Source organism: Bacteroides sp. Ga6A2 (genome assembly GCF_000702225.1).
GTDB lineage: Bacteria > Bacteroidota > Bacteroidia > Bacteroidales > Bacteroidaceae > Ga6A1.
Window position 1 is genome coordinate 56,359 of sequence record NZ_KL370873.1, and the last position, 14,634, is coordinate 70,992.

Annotated in this window: 15 protein-coding genes; all 15 read right to left on the reverse strand. The window is 48.1% G+C overall.

The genetic code is table 11. The annotated features are described in order from the left end of the window. Positions 1-216 precede the first annotated feature (216 nt). On the reverse strand, positions 217-615 hold the full coding sequence (locus T538_RS0115020; RefSeq protein ID WP_231497128.1) for a hypothetical protein: 399 nt from the start codon (positions 613-615) through the stop codon (positions 217-219). A gap of 36 nt (positions 616-651) precedes the next feature. Beyond that, a complete protein-coding gene (locus tag T538_RS17905) occupies positions 652-1,008 on the reverse strand; it encodes a DUF5056 domain-containing protein (RefSeq protein WP_051663842.1) in 357 nt (118 codons plus the stop codon). Beyond that, entirely contained in the window at positions 998-1,534 is a 537-nt protein-coding gene (locus T538_RS0115030; RefSeq protein ID WP_031535182.1) for an RNA polymerase sigma factor, read from the reverse strand. The genes T538_RS17905 and T538_RS0115030 overlap by 11 nt, the downstream gene beginning before the upstream one ends. Before the next feature lie 3 nt (positions 1,535-1,537). Further along, positions 1,538-2,248: a DUF6249 domain-containing protein gene (locus tag T538_RS0115035; protein ID WP_155993280.1), complete on the reverse strand. Its 711-nt coding sequence runs from the start codon at positions 2,246-2,248 to the stop codon at positions 1,538-1,540. 156 nt (positions 2,249-2,404) lie between these two features. Then, positions 2,405-3,061 (reverse strand): porin family protein, encoded by a 657-nt coding sequence (locus T538_RS0115040; protein WP_031535178.1) that lies wholly within the window; start codon positions 3,059-3,061, stop codon positions 2,405-2,407. Positions 3,062-3,255: 194 nt separating this feature from the next. After that, positions 3,256-4,371 carry a type IX secretion system ring subunit PorN/GldN gene (gene gldN, locus T538_RS0115045; RefSeq protein ID WP_031535176.1) on the reverse strand — a complete coding sequence of 372 codons (1,116 nt, stop codon included), beginning with the start codon at positions 4,369-4,371 and terminating at the stop codon, positions 3,256-3,258. Between the two features lie 36 nt (positions 4,372-4,407). Next, entirely contained in the window at positions 4,408-5,958 is a 1,551-nt protein-coding gene (gldM, locus tag T538_RS0115050; protein WP_031535174.1) for a type IX secretion system motor protein PorM/GldM, read from the reverse strand. Between the two features lie 18 nt (positions 5,959-5,976). After that, positions 5,977-6,906, reverse strand: coding sequence for a type IX secretion system motor protein PorL/GldL (gldL, locus tag T538_RS0115055; RefSeq protein WP_081835031.1), 930 nt, complete (start codon positions 6,904-6,906; stop codon positions 5,977-5,979). A 7-nt stretch (positions 6,907-6,913) separates the two neighbouring features. Beyond that, on the reverse strand, positions 6,914-8,359 hold the full coding sequence (locus tag T538_RS0115060) for a T9SS ring complex lipoprotein PorK/GldK (RefSeq protein ID WP_031535171.1): 1,446 nt from the start codon (positions 8,357-8,359) through the stop codon (positions 6,914-6,916). Next, positions 8,356-9,297 carry a PorP/SprF family type IX secretion system membrane protein gene (locus tag T538_RS0115065; protein ID WP_031535169.1) on the reverse strand — a complete coding sequence of 314 codons (942 nt, stop codon included), beginning with the start codon at positions 9,295-9,297 and terminating at the stop codon, positions 8,356-8,358. Before T538_RS0115065 ends, T538_RS0115060 begins: the two co-directional genes overlap by 4 nt. 937 nt (positions 9,298-10,234) lie before the next feature. Continuing rightward, a complete protein-coding gene (gene aroC / locus T538_RS0115075) occupies positions 10,235-11,311 on the reverse strand; it encodes a chorismate synthase (protein ID WP_031535164.1) in 1,077 nt (358 codons plus the stop codon). A 42-nt stretch (positions 11,312-11,353) separates the two neighbouring features. Next, positions 11,354-11,923 carry an FKBP-type peptidyl-prolyl cis-trans isomerase gene (locus T538_RS0115080; RefSeq protein WP_031535162.1) on the reverse strand — a complete coding sequence of 190 codons (570 nt, stop codon included), beginning with the start codon at positions 11,921-11,923 and terminating at the stop codon, positions 11,354-11,356. 27 nt (positions 11,924-11,950) lie between these two features. Further along, positions 11,951-12,664, reverse strand: a complete 714-nt coding sequence (locus tag T538_RS0115085; RefSeq protein ID WP_031535160.1) for an HAD family hydrolase — start codon at positions 12,662-12,664, stop codon at positions 11,951-11,953. A gap of 7 nt (positions 12,665-12,671) precedes the next feature. Then, on the reverse strand, positions 12,672-13,661 hold the full coding sequence (locus tag T538_RS0115090; protein WP_031535158.1) for a lysylphosphatidylglycerol synthase transmembrane domain-containing protein: 990 nt from the start codon (positions 13,659-13,661) through the stop codon (positions 12,672-12,674). Then, complete coding sequence (locus tag T538_RS0115095) at positions 13,651-14,625, reverse strand: CDP-alcohol phosphatidyltransferase family protein (protein WP_031535156.1); 975 nt, start codon at positions 14,623-14,625, stop codon at positions 13,651-13,653. The genes T538_RS0115090 and T538_RS0115095 overlap by 11 nt, the downstream gene beginning before the upstream one ends. Positions 14,626-14,634: the final 9 nt, after the last annotated feature.

Here is a 14,634-nt window from a genome sequence, read left to right on the forward strand (position 1 = left end):
GAAAGCGGTCGCCCGTTACGATAGATGGGGCACTCCTTCAGAGTACTTATTGTTATAAGTATTGTAACTTTTTAGAATCAACAAATTATACGTAATAAGAGTAAGAGATGTATTGAATTTTCCCGAACTTGCAAAGGATGATGATAAAAAAACTTGCCCACACCATTCTGATGAAAAGCGTGAGCAAGCCGTTGATTTCAAGCTCATACATAAGATTTACAGGATGGTCAAATTTCCATCTACAAATCCTACAGCAATTCCTTTATATTGTTTTAATTTCTGAGCGAATCGACCTTGTTCAAGATACTTTCTTACCACATTCTCCACCTCTGTCAGAATTTCTTCCCAGACGGCATTTTCTTGCCAAACAATAGGATTATCGCGATTTGAAAAAACCTCATCACAAGCCCAATCCTCATCTTCCTCATCAAACGTACTTGCGCCAATAAGTTCAACACTCCAATTAAAATCACCATCTTCGTATATGTTGAAGTTAAACGCTACAACATCATCTGGGATTTCCGCACTCAACGTTTGGTCGAGCCATTTCTCAAAAGCAACATAATCCAAACCTTGATTCGCTTTATTTTTCTTAAAGAAATTGAAAATACTCATAATTATTTCATACAAAAAAGCATAGCCCGCTGGGGACTATGCTCTCAAAATCTTAGTGTACAACCAGTTAAACAATCCGCCGAGCATTGCCAAGTAGGCAGCACCCATAGCGTATATAAGATGGGTTGTATTTATCTTCAGCTCGGTTATCTTGAACTGGCACATGATGTTGTCGAGTGCCGACACGATGAGCGTATGCCCATAATCCGAGCAGATAAATAACAGCGCGGCAAAGATACACACGCACGACCACATTCGCCCAAGCACAACAAGCCTGTGGGTCTTTCTGTCGGGCAAATTCCTCATCACCCTGCTGCTGAACCCATTGTCTGGTATGTCTTGCTTCTGCTCTTTCAGAAACTGCAATACAATGTCATTATCCTTATCTGCCATAGCCATTATTTTTTAAATAAGTACTAAGTTTCGCCTTTCCTCTGGAGATGTGCGACTTGATAGTCCCTTCAGGCATCCCCGTAATCTGTGCAATCTTGTCGATGGGCAAATCTTCCATCAGATGCAGCGATACGCACGTTCTCTCGTTCGGAGTGAGAAGCCGCATGGCGTTGTGTACGTCGAGTTTCATTGCTGCATCGGGTTCTGAACTCTGCGGCTGCACCACAACATCGTCGAGCGATGATGTATCTTTCCGGCTGCGAAGATAATCATAAAAAACGTTATATGCAATACGAAACAGCCAAGTTGAGAACCCAGACAGGTTTTTGAATGATGTTATGTTTGAATATGCCTTTATAAATGTTTCCTGCGACAAGTCATTGCTCAGTTCCACATCGCCCGATGTAAGGTTGAGTAGAAACCGCCGCACGGGCGACTGATATTTCTCAACAAGCTGCCCGAAGGCTCGCTTGTTGTGAAATACAGCCACTTGCGCAACGAGTGCAATGTCATTTATCTCTTTCATTACTTAAAAAGGACTGTCGTTGGTTGAGTCAGATTTTCTGTTCTCCGATTCGTTCTTATTGTATAAGTCTTTCTGATTTTCGTGCTTCTCGTCCATCATAGCAACAACATACTTGCCAACGCCTATTATCACCACAAGCAAGCCAATCATCATTCCTAATTTGCCTATAATATAGCCAAGGAACACAGCCAAACCAATGCCAATAAAAATCCTGCGCACAGCCTCGCGCTTCATCTTGTATATAGAATCTGAATTTATTACATCAGTAGTAGTCTTATCTGCATTGATTATTTCTGCCGGAATCTCCTGTCCCTTGTCGATAGCCGACTGAGCCAGACGATACTTGTTGCGGCGGTTTCTGTAAATAAGATAAGCGATGAAGCAGACTGCCAGAAGAGGAAAACCGAATACACAAACAAGAGAGACTACGGTAATAATCATAATGTTATCCGACTTATCCGAGTCAAAGTTAAAATTCCATCTTTTGGTAAAATGGTCGTCGTTATCAGAATCGCCCCAGCTTTCTGTGCCCGCAACGGTATCGTTAAGCAGTGTGTCCGATACAACTGTGAGCGAGTTCTTCGAAGTGCTGTCGGTAAGCACAGCCGATACTTTCTCTTTCTTCTGCTGTTTGTCTCCGGGCTTTGCCGAAGCTGTGAGTGTCATTGTTGCCATCATGCAGCAAGCAATGGCGGTAATGAATATTGCTTTCATATATTTCTTTATTTTTTTGATTTTCATGTATTAGACGCAACGTCTGCAACAAAAGGTTGCATCATTCTGCATTTTTTCTGAAAAAAACAGACTGGCAGCAATTATTGCAGATTGCCGCCAGTCTTATTTGTGTTCTACGCTAAAAATTCGTCTGTTTTAGAAAAGATATGCCACATGGAACTGCCAAGAGTTTGTCTTAGATGTAAGAGCATTCTTTGCTATTCCAAGGCTTGAATCGTCTGAAACTTCGGCAGTCTTGCCAAGTGCTATGTTATAGCCAAGACCAGCCTGAACATGGTCGAGCAATACAACACCTGCACCAAGGTTAAGGCTAACATTAGAATCTTTCCATTTAACAGCCTTCATATCCTTCCACTTCTTGCCACCGATAGTGAAGTCGAACTGAGGACCAACGGCAACGAACATGCTTGCAAGTCCGCCCAAGCCCCACGATTTCTTGATATTGACAGGGATGGCGATAGAGTGCTGAGTTACATCTTTCATTCCGTTAACCTCCACAGAACCTAACTCACCATAAGACTCTGCATATTCGTAACCTACCTTACCGTTGCGCTGGTTGTACATCAAAGCACCGTCAACGCCAAGACCGATAAGAGGAACTTTTACATCGAGCATAGGACCGAAGAAATATCCTGCACGGTTGTCATTCTTCAAATTGTCACCGATAGCACCGCTTGTGCTAACCTTTGAGAGGTTAAGACCTGCCTTAACACCAAACTTTACCTGTGCCTGTGCCGGAGCAGCAACGAGCAATGCCACAGCAAGAGCGCACATTGAAATGATTTTTCTCATATATATTCTCTTTTTGTTGTTTTTTATAATCCAACTGCAAATATAAATACATTTTTTCTTCTCACGACATTTCTTCGGTTTTTTATTTCCATTTGCTACTTTCTACAACTGAGAAATACAAAAAAGCGTTTTGCCATCTTCTTGTCAGAAAAACGGCAAAACGCCAAAAACAAATTCTATGTGGTTAGATGTTTTTAATGTCTCTGTCGGCGGACTGATGCCCTTGCGCCCGAAGAGCCTGACGACTTAGGCTTAGACGACTTTGACGCTGAACTCTTGGTCTTTGTGCTCTTTGACTTCGTTGCGCTGCTCTTGCTCTTAGAAGATGAACCAGATGTTCCGCGCGAGCGACGAGCCGAACGACTGCGGCGAACCGACTTCTTTTCGTTGGTCTTAGCAACGGCTACGCTGTCCTTCACGGCATCGGCTTTGGCTGCCACCGATGGCTTCGGCTTCTCGGGCTGCGACCAGATGTTCTTCTCGAAGTCTACAAGCTGCTTGTCTATACGCTTCTCCTCGGCAATGCGTGCGCTGTCGGTCTCGCAATACTGCATTATCAGGCGGTTCTGCATGTTAGTGGTCTTGTAAACCTCGCCCTTGTACATATTCATGCTAAAGTAATCGTCAACGCTCATCGTAGCCGAGTTGTTGAGGTTGCTCGTCATAACCGGATTGCGAGTGAGGTATGTAGACAAATCCTTGTAATTAAGCCAGAAAAGCGGATACTTTATAGGCGCAGAACTGAACTCGTCGGTGCGATGCAGAACAGGGCAGATGGCAGTTACCTTCTTGTGATAACTTCCCGTATGCTGGTCGTAGAATGCCACTTCCTTGATGAAATAACTCATCACCTCGTTCGATGGAATGTCGGCATTCTCAATCTTGAACTTGCCGTTATTCTCCTCGTAATAAATATGATAACGGTCGAGCAAATCCTTCACGTTAATCTTGTTGTCGGTCGTGAACACCTCGTTTCCGTCAAGACGATAGTCGTAGGCAGGCACCATGTTGTTTGTTACCAGTCTGAACACCAGCGTAAACAAGTTCATTCTGCCGTTTATTGGCTCTACGGGATAGTAGAGGGCAGCGTTCTCATCTTTTGTAAGGTCGAGTGTTCTGTACACCTCGCGGCTCCACATGGCATCGTCGGGCATATCCTGCTGAACGGGATATGTCAGCCGTGCCCTCTCGGTGAGTCCTGTTGCACGGCTCTTCTGCTTCTCCGCCTGCTCCTTGCGTCGGGCAGCCGGCTGAGCCACGAGATTCAGTACGAGGCACAGCGATATGCTGAAAAACAAAATACGTTTCATCTGTATTCTTTCTAAAAAAGTCGGTATTATCATTGATTAGTTTACAATAACCTCGAGTGCCTGATTAAGTTTGCGCTCTATGCCGTCGGGACCAACCGCACGGATGCGCGAGATGTAGAATCGCTTGCCTCGGCTTAGCTTGCGGAACACATCTTTCTGACGGGCAGAGAACTGCGCACCATTCGAAACCTCGGGAACGGCATTTCCCATGTTGTCGAAGAACACGGTTTCGAAACCCAGAACCTTGAACTCGATGTTCAGCAGTCCGTCGTCGATGGCTGCACCGAGAGTCTCGGTATTCATAAGCGTAGCCTTAGGCAGAGATCCGCCCTTGAACTTGCCTGTGCCCATCTTTATGTAAGCCGTAGGGTCTGGTAGTTTGCGCACATGGAAGGTGAACTTGCCCATCTCCTGCACTCTGCCGTCTAACTTGGCTGAAACGGTTATCACCGCATCCTTGCCCACGGCAGTAGGACGTGCGATGTATGTTCCGTTTCCGGCAGGCGACAGCGTTCCGCCGCTCATTACGGCTGAAATCTGGTTGTTAGGCACACCCGGAACAGACACGCTGATTGGGTTTGCAAATCCGGCGTAGAGCACGTTCATCAGCGTTGCCGAAACGGTTGCCGACGGCTCTATAACTGTATATTTCTGAACAAAATCGCGCTTTATCTTCTCGCCCGATGCGTTTACCATCTCAAGATATCCGGCAAGCGTGTGCTCGCCTGTGCTTGAGCAGACGGTCTGATAGAGTCCGTCCTTCAGGTTGGCTTGCTTTCCGCCTATGTATATTGTCGGTTTCTGAGTTGTATCGACAGCCGCCATGACAATCTTTGCCTCGAACTTTCCGCCGCGGATGATGGTCTGCGAGTTCGGAATGACGTAGGCATCGAGTTGGTTTACGCGGATGTCCTTCACGTCGATGTTAGACTGAAGCGTGTGCAGAACCTCGCCCTCGGCATAGCGTATGTCGCTCTGGAGTTTCGACAGCAGAGTTACCGCCGCAGCCGACGGAGTGCTCTCGAACATGTACTGCTCCCAGTTTCTGCCCATGGCATCCTTGCCCTTCGGAACTTTTGTCTCGAGGTTTGATGCGATTATCTTGCGCTGATGCTCATCGGTAATCATCGACAGAATCTTCTCGCGGAATCGGTCTACGCCCTTGCGCAGCTGCTTGCCCTTGCCTGTTCCGGCAGCAAACATAACATGCGACACGGCTTCGGTGTTGTCCTTTCGGCGGATGTCGTCGGGATTTCCGTCCTCGCCATCGGCTTCCTTGGCAATCTCAATCTTCAGTTGGTCTATGAGATTGTAGATTGTGTCAGCCTCGTGCTTCACCTCCATCGCCTTGGTGTACCATGCCTTCACCTTCTCGGGATTCTGCTTCATGTACTCGGCAAAATCCTTGTAAACATCGTTGTTCTCGCCCGTTGAGTTTGCCGTTGAGTGCAGCAGACTGTCATTGATGAGTGAGAAACCGTTCAGTACATCGCTCGGAACATTGAGTGCCAACAGAGCCATCAGCACGACGTACATAAGGTTAATCATCTTCTGGCGAGGTGATATCGGTCTTTTCTTTACTCCCATTGCCCTACAGTTTTTCGTTTATTTCTGCAAAGGTTGCTGCGGAGTGTATGGCTGCGCCGGCTGCTGGTAGCCCGAAGGTTGATAAGGCTGCTGGTACTGCGGTTGCTGCTGATAGTACTGAGGAGCAGAAACGGTGAGTGCCTGAAGCATTCGGGCATATACGTTGTTCAGTTCCTGAATCTGGACTGCCATACGGCGTGTCTGCTCGTTTATCTGGTCGATGGTAGCCATCTGCATTCCTGCGCTTCTCAGCTGGGTATCGTAAACCGAACTGAGGCTCGCGATGGTACGGTTCAGCGTCTCCATCTCGGCAGAGCCTTCGGTCATGCGTGTGCTCTGCTGAGCCACGTTGCTCAGAACCTCGGTAAGCTGCTTCAGTTGCTGAACATAGTCGTTGGTTGCCGATTCGAGTTCAGGATTGCTGATAGCCGACTTCTGAGCAGCAATAATCTCCTCGGTTGCGGCAAGACCAGAGATAGCGTTTGCCAGATTTGCAGCATCTACCGCACTACCCTGAACGGTTGCGCCCTGAGGTTGTGCCATAGGCTGCTGAGCCGCTCCGCTTGGCATTGCGCCAGAATAAGGCTGTGCTGCCATCTGAGGCTGCGCTACCGGCTGCTGTGGCATGTAAGCCGTATGCTGAGGATTGACTGCGGCAGACGGCTTGTCATCGTCGTCATCGGCAAGGATGTCGTAATCCTCAGGCATCTCCTTGCCTATCTCGTTCTTGTCGAAAGGACGGTCGAAGGCTGCGAGGAAGAACACGATAACCTCGGTTCCCATACCGAGGCACAGCATGATATCTGCACCCGAATAGTGAAGCAGTTTGAAGAGCGTACCCAAAATTACGATTGATGCGCCCCAACTATAGGCATAATTCAGAAATGTCTGACCAGCCACGCTGTCCATCCAGTTTTGCAGACGGACTATAATATTCTTTTTTGCCATAATTAACTTATTTCTTGATTTTTACTCTGCTGCTCGAAGCACCTGCCAGCGAACGCACGCAACGGAAGCCTATGTAGCTTCGTCCCACGTTCTGATACTCTCCCACTCGCCAAGCCGAACGGATGAACGATTCGGGGTCTTTCCACGAACCGCCCTTCACAACCTTCTTCTTCAGGCGGTAAGGGTCTTCTATAGCAGCGTTATATTTCAGATTAGGATTTAAGTCGCTCATGTTCTGCACACCGCTTTCCGTGTAGAGCGTGCTTGTCCACTCTGCCACGTTTCCAGCCATGTCGTACAAGCCGTTAGAGTTGGCTGAATAGATTCCGGCCTTGCTCGTGATGAGGTTGCCGTCCTTGGTATAGTTGCCGCGGTCGGGCTTGAAGTTGGCATAGAAACAGCCTTTGTCGCTCTTCGAGTCCTCGCTCTCCCACGGGAACGGAGTGTTGTCCTTGCCTCGGGCTGCAAACTCCCATTCACTCTCGGTTGGCAGTCGGTATCGCTGAATGAACTTGGCTGCTCCGCCCAGTCCTTTCATAAGGAATTCGGTGCGCCATGCGCAGAAGGCATTAGCCTGCTCCCAACTAACTCCCACAACGGGATAGTCGTCGTAGGCTGGATTAGAGAAGTATGTACGCATGTAAATCTCGTTCTCGGCATTCGTAAAGTCGTTTACCCAGCAAGTTGTGTCGGGATAGATATTTACGATGTAAGTGTTAAGGAAGTCGTACGGACCAGACAATGGTCGGTCTATCGTCTTACGTACAATTCTGCCCTCGTCGTCGACATAGGCAGTATCCTTCGAAATCATCACAACCTTGTTGTAGTCTACCGGAACATCGGTGTTAAGGTTGCGTTCTTCGGGATTCATACGGTTACGACGAAGCGCGGCTGCCGTGTAGTCGTATATCTCGTAGCGATAGTTCAACTGTCGGTAGTCGAGCATCTTTGTGCCATCGATAGGATGTGTGATGTAAAGGCTTTCGATGGCGCGAGCTTCATCCTCCGACGGATGCTTCCACGGAATAGGCTTTGCCCAGTTAAGGTGCGGTTTCACGGGGTCTCCGTTCTTGTCCTCCTCAATCTTGTAAGCCTCGTTGCCGCCGAATGCAGGGTCGGCAAGTCGCTCGCGGATGATGGAGTCGCGCACCCAGTACACAAACTGTCGGTATTTGGCGTTCGATACTTCGTTCTCGTCCATCCAGAAGCCATCGACCGATATTTCCTTCTCCGGAATCTTCAGTCCCCAAAGCGAGTCGGCTGTCATGCCCTGCTTTAGTGCTCCGCGCTTAACCATAACCATGCCGAACGGGGCGGGTTCGCTCATTGCTGTTCCGCTCACTCCCGTAACCTCGCCACCCGAAGCCATAGCGTTCTGCTTAGGTCCGAGGCACGAAGCCGTCATAGTTGCCATTCCAACGATGCAAATTATTGCTCTGATATTGTATTTCATAAGATTCTTACACTTTTATGCTTGTTCTTTCCTTTCTTGAAGAGGTTGAGGTCGGTCTGGAATCCGAGCACCAGCTCGTGACTTCCGTTTGCCGCTCCCAAAGCCGATGTGTACGCCTCGTAGGCATATCCCACCGACACTCCGCCGATGTCGCCACCCAGCAGCACCGCAAACGAGTTTGTGGGACTGTAACCCACTCCGCCGTAAAAGCGTTTTTCGTCGTACTTGTAGGTGGCACGCAGCGTGATGTCGGCTCGCAACGCCGTGGCATCCGACATAACCATCAAGGAAGGTTGTATAGAAATAAACGGATTATTTAGTTGTATATTGCATCCTCCCAACAAATAATAAGATGGCGACACCTTCAGTTCGTTATTCTCGCCCAGCAGAATCTTAGGCGAGTTAAGGTGCTTTGCTGCGAGCGAGAGCCAATAGCCGTTGTAGTCGGCGCGGATGCCGGCACTGAGATCGATGGCGTTGCCGTCTACCTCCGACGAAGGGAAGGCGGGGTCGCTCTCAGCCTCGCCAAACTCGATATCAGTAGGGTTGAACTTCTCGCTTATCATTCCGGCCTGAACGCCTCCGCTAAGTCTTATCTTACCCACCATTCCGTGGTAGGCATACTGAATGGCGAGCCGCTGATGACTGAACATACCAATGCTCTCGGTAAAGAAGTTTACTCCCACTCCGTGCTCTGGCGGAAGCAGCGGCATGGGCATGTCGGCACCCACATGCAGCGATTTTGGGGCATTCTCGACGCCCAGCATCTGCATAGCCACGGCAGCCGTTACGTTAAGGCGGTTCTGCAATCCCGACGATGCAGGGTTGTAGTAAGGGTCGAGTGCCCAATAGTTGCTGAAGTGTACGTCGTATTGTGCCTGCAAATCGGGCGATATGCAGACAGCCATAAATATCAACAATAAAAACTTCCTAACCACAATTATACAACTACAAAGCGCCAGATTTATTGCATTGATGCGAAAAAAAATATTTTTAATTGACAATGCACAATGGACAATTAACAATGAGGACTTGAGGAGAGTTGACTGGTTTACCTCTTCGACAGACCGATTCTTCCTTACAACGACAAAGGTAAGAAACTGTCTTGAATTGCTATTGTTTTTCTCGACCAATTTGCTTTCTTATGCGGCTGCGCCGCAATCATCTGCAAACTTAGAGATAGTTGAAAATTCTTAAAAATTAGGGGCTATATGAAATTTTAAATGATAGATGCTTTTTTACCATCTTTAATTGCAGGAGACCATTTCGGCATCTTTAGTATATGCTTAATCATCAAAGAATCGGTTCTACTGTTTTCGTTATAAGATTTAACTTCCGTAATCTTGCCGGTTTTGTTTATTACCAAGTCATAGCGAAATTTATAGAAATCAAACGAATCTATTTTTGACCTTATAAGGTAAATGCCATAATTCCCATCTTTTCCGTACATCGCAGCTTTATCTGGATTCGTACAGATTTGCTCATTCGTCTTGCACGATGTCATGCAAAAGAAAATAGACAAATAAATTATAAAGCGTACCATCATTCTTGATTATTTAAGGAGAATCTATCGGATTTTTTATGACTGCAAATATAGCAAACATTTTACAAAACACAACAATTTTGTACCTTATCTGCAACACCTCACAAAGGAAAGCCACAGGCTCTCGTCCCGAACGAATCTCGAACGAATCCCGAAGGGAAAAGGGGGGATGTTGTTATTTAACATTAACATCCTCAACTTTCCACAAATAATTCATCAAGAAAAACATCTTTTACAAAAGCATTTGTATTCACAATACTACAAAAAAAGCGAAGCGCACACTTTCCATAACGAAAAAATGTACGCTTCGCTTTTATATTCAATTCTGATATTTACAAGTGCGTCGTCTTGTTGAGCAGATAATAGTCGAGGATTGTCATTGCAGCCATTGCCTCGACCACCGGCACGGCACGCGGAAGAACGCATGGGTCGTGACGACCACGAGCCTTTACAATCGTGTCATTTCCGCTGATGTCAACCGTATCTTGCTCGAACAAAAGCGTTGCAACCGGCTTGAAGGCAACACGGAAGTAAATGTCCTGTCCGTTGCTTATTCCACCCTGAATGCCGCCGCTATGGTTGGTGCGGGTGTTTATGCGTCCGCCATCGTTAAAGAAACGGTCGTTCTGCTCGCTACCGCGCTGCTCCAGTCCGTCGAAACCCTCGCCATACTCAAAGCCCTTAACGGCGTTTATGCTGAGCATTGCTCCGCCAAGAGCCGCATGAAGCTTTCCGAAGGCAGGCTCGCCAAGTCCTACAGGGCAGCCCTTTATAACGCAAGTGATTGTTCCGCCAATGGTATCGCCCTGCGCCTTTACCTCAGAGATTAGAGCCTCCATCTGGGCAGCCTTTTCGGCATCCGGACAACGCACAATGTTACTTTCGGTCTGAGCAAGGTCGTACAGATGGTAATCGCGCTGAAGGGCTATGCCGCCAACCTGCGACGTGTAGGCAATCACCTCTACGCCCAACTGTCTGAGAGCGAGTTTTGCCAACGCACCGCCAACACATCGCGAGATGGTTTCGCGCGCCGACGAACGTCCTCCGCCACGATGGTCGCGTATTCCGTACTTCGTGAAGTAGGTATAGTCGGCATGAGACGGACGGAACAGTCCTCGCAGATTCTCGTAGTCGCTGCTGTGCTGATTGGTATTTCGCACAATGAACCCTATCGGACAGCCTGTGCTCTTGCCCTCGAAGATGCCGCTCAGAAACTCAACGCGGTCTGCCTCCTTGCGGTCGGTGGTTATCTTGCTCTGTCCCGGCTTGCGACGGTCGAGCTCGTGCTGAACAAAGTCCTCATCGACCTCTATGCCTGCCGGAAATCCGTCGATAACACCGCCCACGGCAGCACCGTGGCTCTCGCCAAAGGTTGTTACTCTAAAAATATTACCAAATGTATTGCTCATTTTATGTTTGCTTATGTTGTGTACTCGCTTTGTGTGCCGTTTTTACTTGCAACCGCCGCAACCGCCTTCGCAGCCACCCTCGCAGTCGCCGCCGCCACATCCGCCGCAGCCTCCACAACCGCCGCTCATGGCATTAACAAAACTTGCAATTTCTTCGTTCGAAGCATCGCGAAGTTCGGAAATATTGCCTTTGAAGTTGAGGTCGAAACCAGCCAGAGGGTGATTGAGGTCTACAACAACCTTGTCAGCCTTCACTTCTGATACGGTACCGTTCATGCGCTGTCCCTCGGCGTTCTGCAAAGGAATAACCTGTCCGGGACGAACATACTCGCTGTCGAACTTGCCATCAATCTCGAAAATCTTCTTGTCGAGTTCAACAACAGCCTCTTCCATGAATTCGCCGTAAGCATCCTCGCTTGCGATAGTAAAGTCGAAGTCGTCGCCTTTCTGCTTAGCCAGAATCTCGCTCTCAAACTTGTCGAGTGTGAATCCCATTCCCGAAATGAACTGGAAAGGATGTCCTGCCGGAGTTTCCTCGAAGAGTTCAACCTCGCCTTCGCTATTCTTTGTGTAAAGTTTGTAAGAAACCGCTACATATTTGTTATCTGCCATCTTTTGAATATATTGTTAAATAATTAGTTACAACTTTGACGGGAGTTGTTCAAGGTCGGTGATGATGATGTCTGGCACCGACTCGTCAATCTCCTCGTTGCCCCAGCCTTCGCCCTTGAGCCATGCCGTCTTGCAGCCGATAGACTTAGCCGGTACGATGTCCTTGCTGAACGAATCGCCCACAACAAGCACCTCCTCTGGCTTCAGGCCGAGAGCCTCAACGCCGAGAGCGTAGATTTTTGGGTCGGGTTTGCGAACGCCTACGATAGCCGACTCGATAACTGCCTTGAAATATGGCTCAAGACCGAAATCATCGAGAATGGCGTTGATGTTTCCGTAGAAGTTCGAAACAAGCACCACCGGATACTTGTCTGCCATCTCGGCAACGACAGCCTTCGTTGTGTCGAGAACATTCAGCACATAGTCGTTGCACAACCCGGCAATCTTATCAGTAAACTCGCGTCGTTCAGCGTCCGACACGTTCCAATACTCTTTGTGTACAAGGAACTCGGTCTCGACCGTAATCTTTGACTGGAGCACCTGCACAAACTTGTAGTAAGGCTTTATGAGAGGGAACTTAGCCAATGTACGCTCTCCGTGAACATAAGCCTCTCTGAACTGCTCCTTGGTTATAGGAACGCCTGCTTCCTGATACTTCTCCCAAAGCACTTCTGCCCAATGACGACTATTGGTATCGATTGTACCACCATAGTCAAAAATAATTCCTTTTAAATTTTCCATATTTGTATTATTTAGTACGGTTACCAACTTTCATCAACGACATTCCGATTACGGTCCAGATAAGTTCTCTTACTCGGCAGATAAGCCCCACAAAGAAGCCGTAGCCTGCCGGAATTGCCAATCCTTTGGCAGAGAGGGCGAATCCGCCTTCGCGACCGCCAACCTGCATCGGAATAAAAAACAGCATGTTTGCAAAAAGCGACGTGAATGCCATGATATATATGCACTGAACGTAACTTATGTCTGAATTAAATATCTGCAAGATGAAGAACACCTCCGAACAGCCTATTATTCGACCGAAATACTCGAGCGCGAGCGTTGCGGCGAATGTGCCGCGGCTCTGGCTGTGCAGCTGCGCTATCTGCGCATCAATCTGTCTGAGGTTCTCCGCCTTCTCCTCGATGAAACGGCGCGCCCAGTTCTTTACGAACGGAACGTGTGTCAGCAACTTAATTGCCTTGTAACTGATGCCCACCTTGTATCCCTTTATGAAAAAGTAGATTACAAGCAAGCAGAACGCTCCCACAACGGCAAGCAGAATGGCAAAACTGGCATCGTAACTCTCGAGCACGGCAAACAATACCACAGCCGTGAGCCAGAACCAGAAGTGACTGAAAACGTGCATCATGGCAAAGAGCAAGACGCTCGATGTGGCGCGGTTCACTCCCACCCACGACTTCAGTTCCATTATCTTGTACGGCTCGCTGCCCATCAGTCCGCAAGGTGTGGCGCTGTTAAGGGCAAACGATGTTACCGTTATCTTGTACAACTTCCAGAAGGGCATAGTAAACTCGCCGCTCGACTTCAGAAGCAACAGCCATGTGCATGTGTTCATTGCGTAGAGAAATGCCCACAACAGCATGACGAGCAGAAACCAGTAGCCAGCCATACTCAGATTCTCCCACACCATGCTGAAACTCACATCGAAGGTGAGCAGCATAACCACAATGGCAACGATGCCAATGACAAAGAAGATATTCCGTGCCTTATTCGACATAGTTGTCAATATTTTCAAGAAGACGCTTGCACAACTTCTCGTGCTGATGGCGCATGTGAAGAAGGATTGCCACAAGAACCGTCATCTCGAATGCGAAATACAGCCAAGGCAGGTTTACCAGACACGCAATGTAGAGCACCGTGGCGCGCGTGTTGTGAGTAAGTATATTAGTCCACTTCATAAGCGGACGGCTGCCCTCAAGAAAATCGTTTACGAAAGCCGAAGGAATGTTCACACCCTTCTTTATCCACTTCTCCGAGATGGCTTTGTACAGAGCCTGCCAGTTCTTTGTTGCTCCTTCCTGCTGCTGAGTGTAGTTGGCATATCCCCAAGCAAAGAGATTCTCGAGAAGATGACCGCTCCACGGCTGGTTTCTGTACTTACTGCGCCACTCGTCGCTTGTGTCGAACTCGCTTCCATCCTCGCCCTTCAGAAAGAAAAGATGGATATTGCGGTAATAGTCGGCAAGCGAACACTGATAGCGATGGCACACCATTCCAGAGAATGCAGCAACGAAGAAGATGCTGAACGACCACACGTGACCGTCCCAGAACGGAATCTCGTTATCCATGAGTCGAAGGCACACGGCAATGTAAATGACGTAGAACCACACATCGCCCGACAATCCGTCGAGGATTCTGCCAAGGCGCGACTTTTTGCCCGTCATTCTCGCCAACTGTCCGTCGGCACTATCGTAGAAGTTTGCCAGCGTAAGCAGCAGACAGCCCAGCACGTTGATGGCAAACCAATGCGGAGTTACATCGGGGTCGAAATAATAGCACACACCGGCTATCGCTCCGATAAAGATTGACAATATCGTAACCGTATTTGGATGTACATCAAACTTGTTGAAGAACTTAGCCCACCAGAAACCGATTGGTCGGTTAAAGTGGATGTCGAACCATTCTTCGGTGTCTAACGATTTGTATGTACTCTCAACGTTTATTTTTTTGTTTTCACTCATTTTCAAACA

Excerpts from the sequence above, each read along its gene's own strand:
- T538_RS0115020 (WP_231497128.1), bottom strand. The coding sequence starts at position 615 with ATGAGTATTTTCAATTTCTTTAAGAAAAATAAAGCGAATCAAGGTTTG.
- T538_RS0115090 (WP_031535158.1), bottom strand. The coding sequence starts at position 13,661 with ATGTCGAATAAGGCACGGAATATCTTCTTTGTCATTGGCATCGTTGCC.
- T538_RS0115040 (WP_031535178.1), bottom strand. The coding sequence starts at position 3,061 with ATGAGAAAAATCATTTCAATGTGCGCTCTTGCTGTGGCATTGCTCGTT.
- T538_RS0115095 (WP_031535156.1), bottom strand. The coding sequence starts at position 14,625 with ATGAGTGAAAACAAAAAAATAAACGTTGAGAGTACATACAAATCGTTA.
- gldL (WP_081835031.1), bottom strand. The coding sequence starts at position 6,906 with ATGGCAAAAAAGAATATTATAGTCCGTCTGCAAAACTGGATGGACAGC.
- gldM (WP_031535174.1), bottom strand. The coding sequence starts at position 5,958 with ATGGGAGTAAAGAAAAGACCGATATCACCTCGCCAGAAGATGATTAAC.
- T538_RS0115085 (WP_031535160.1), bottom strand. The coding sequence starts at position 12,664 with ATGGAAAATTTAAAAGGAATTATTTTTGACTATGGTGGTACAATCGAT.
- aroC (WP_031535164.1), bottom strand. The coding sequence starts at position 11,311 with ATGAGCAATACATTTGGTAATATTTTTAGAGTAACAACCTTTGGCGAG.
- T538_RS0115080 (WP_031535162.1), bottom strand. The coding sequence starts at position 11,923 with ATGGCAGATAACAAATATGTAGCGGTTTCTTACAAACTTTACACAAAG.
- T538_RS0115060 (WP_031535171.1), bottom strand. The coding sequence starts at position 8,359 with ATGAAATACAATATCAGAGCAATAATTTGCATCGTTGGAATGGCAACT.
- T538_RS17905 (WP_051663842.1), bottom strand. The coding sequence starts at position 1,008 with ATGGCAGATAAGGATAATGACATTGTATTGCAGTTTCTGAAAGAGCAG.
- gldN (WP_031535176.1), bottom strand. The coding sequence starts at position 4,371 with ATGAAACGTATTTTGTTTTTCAGCATATCGCTGTGCCTCGTACTGAAT.
- T538_RS0115030 (WP_031535182.1), bottom strand. The coding sequence starts at position 1,534 with ATGAAAGAGATAAATGACATTGCACTCGTTGCGCAAGTGGCTGTATTT.
- T538_RS0115035 (WP_155993280.1), bottom strand. The coding sequence starts at position 2,248 with ATGAAAGCAATATTCATTACCGCCATTGCTTGCTGCATGATGGCAACA.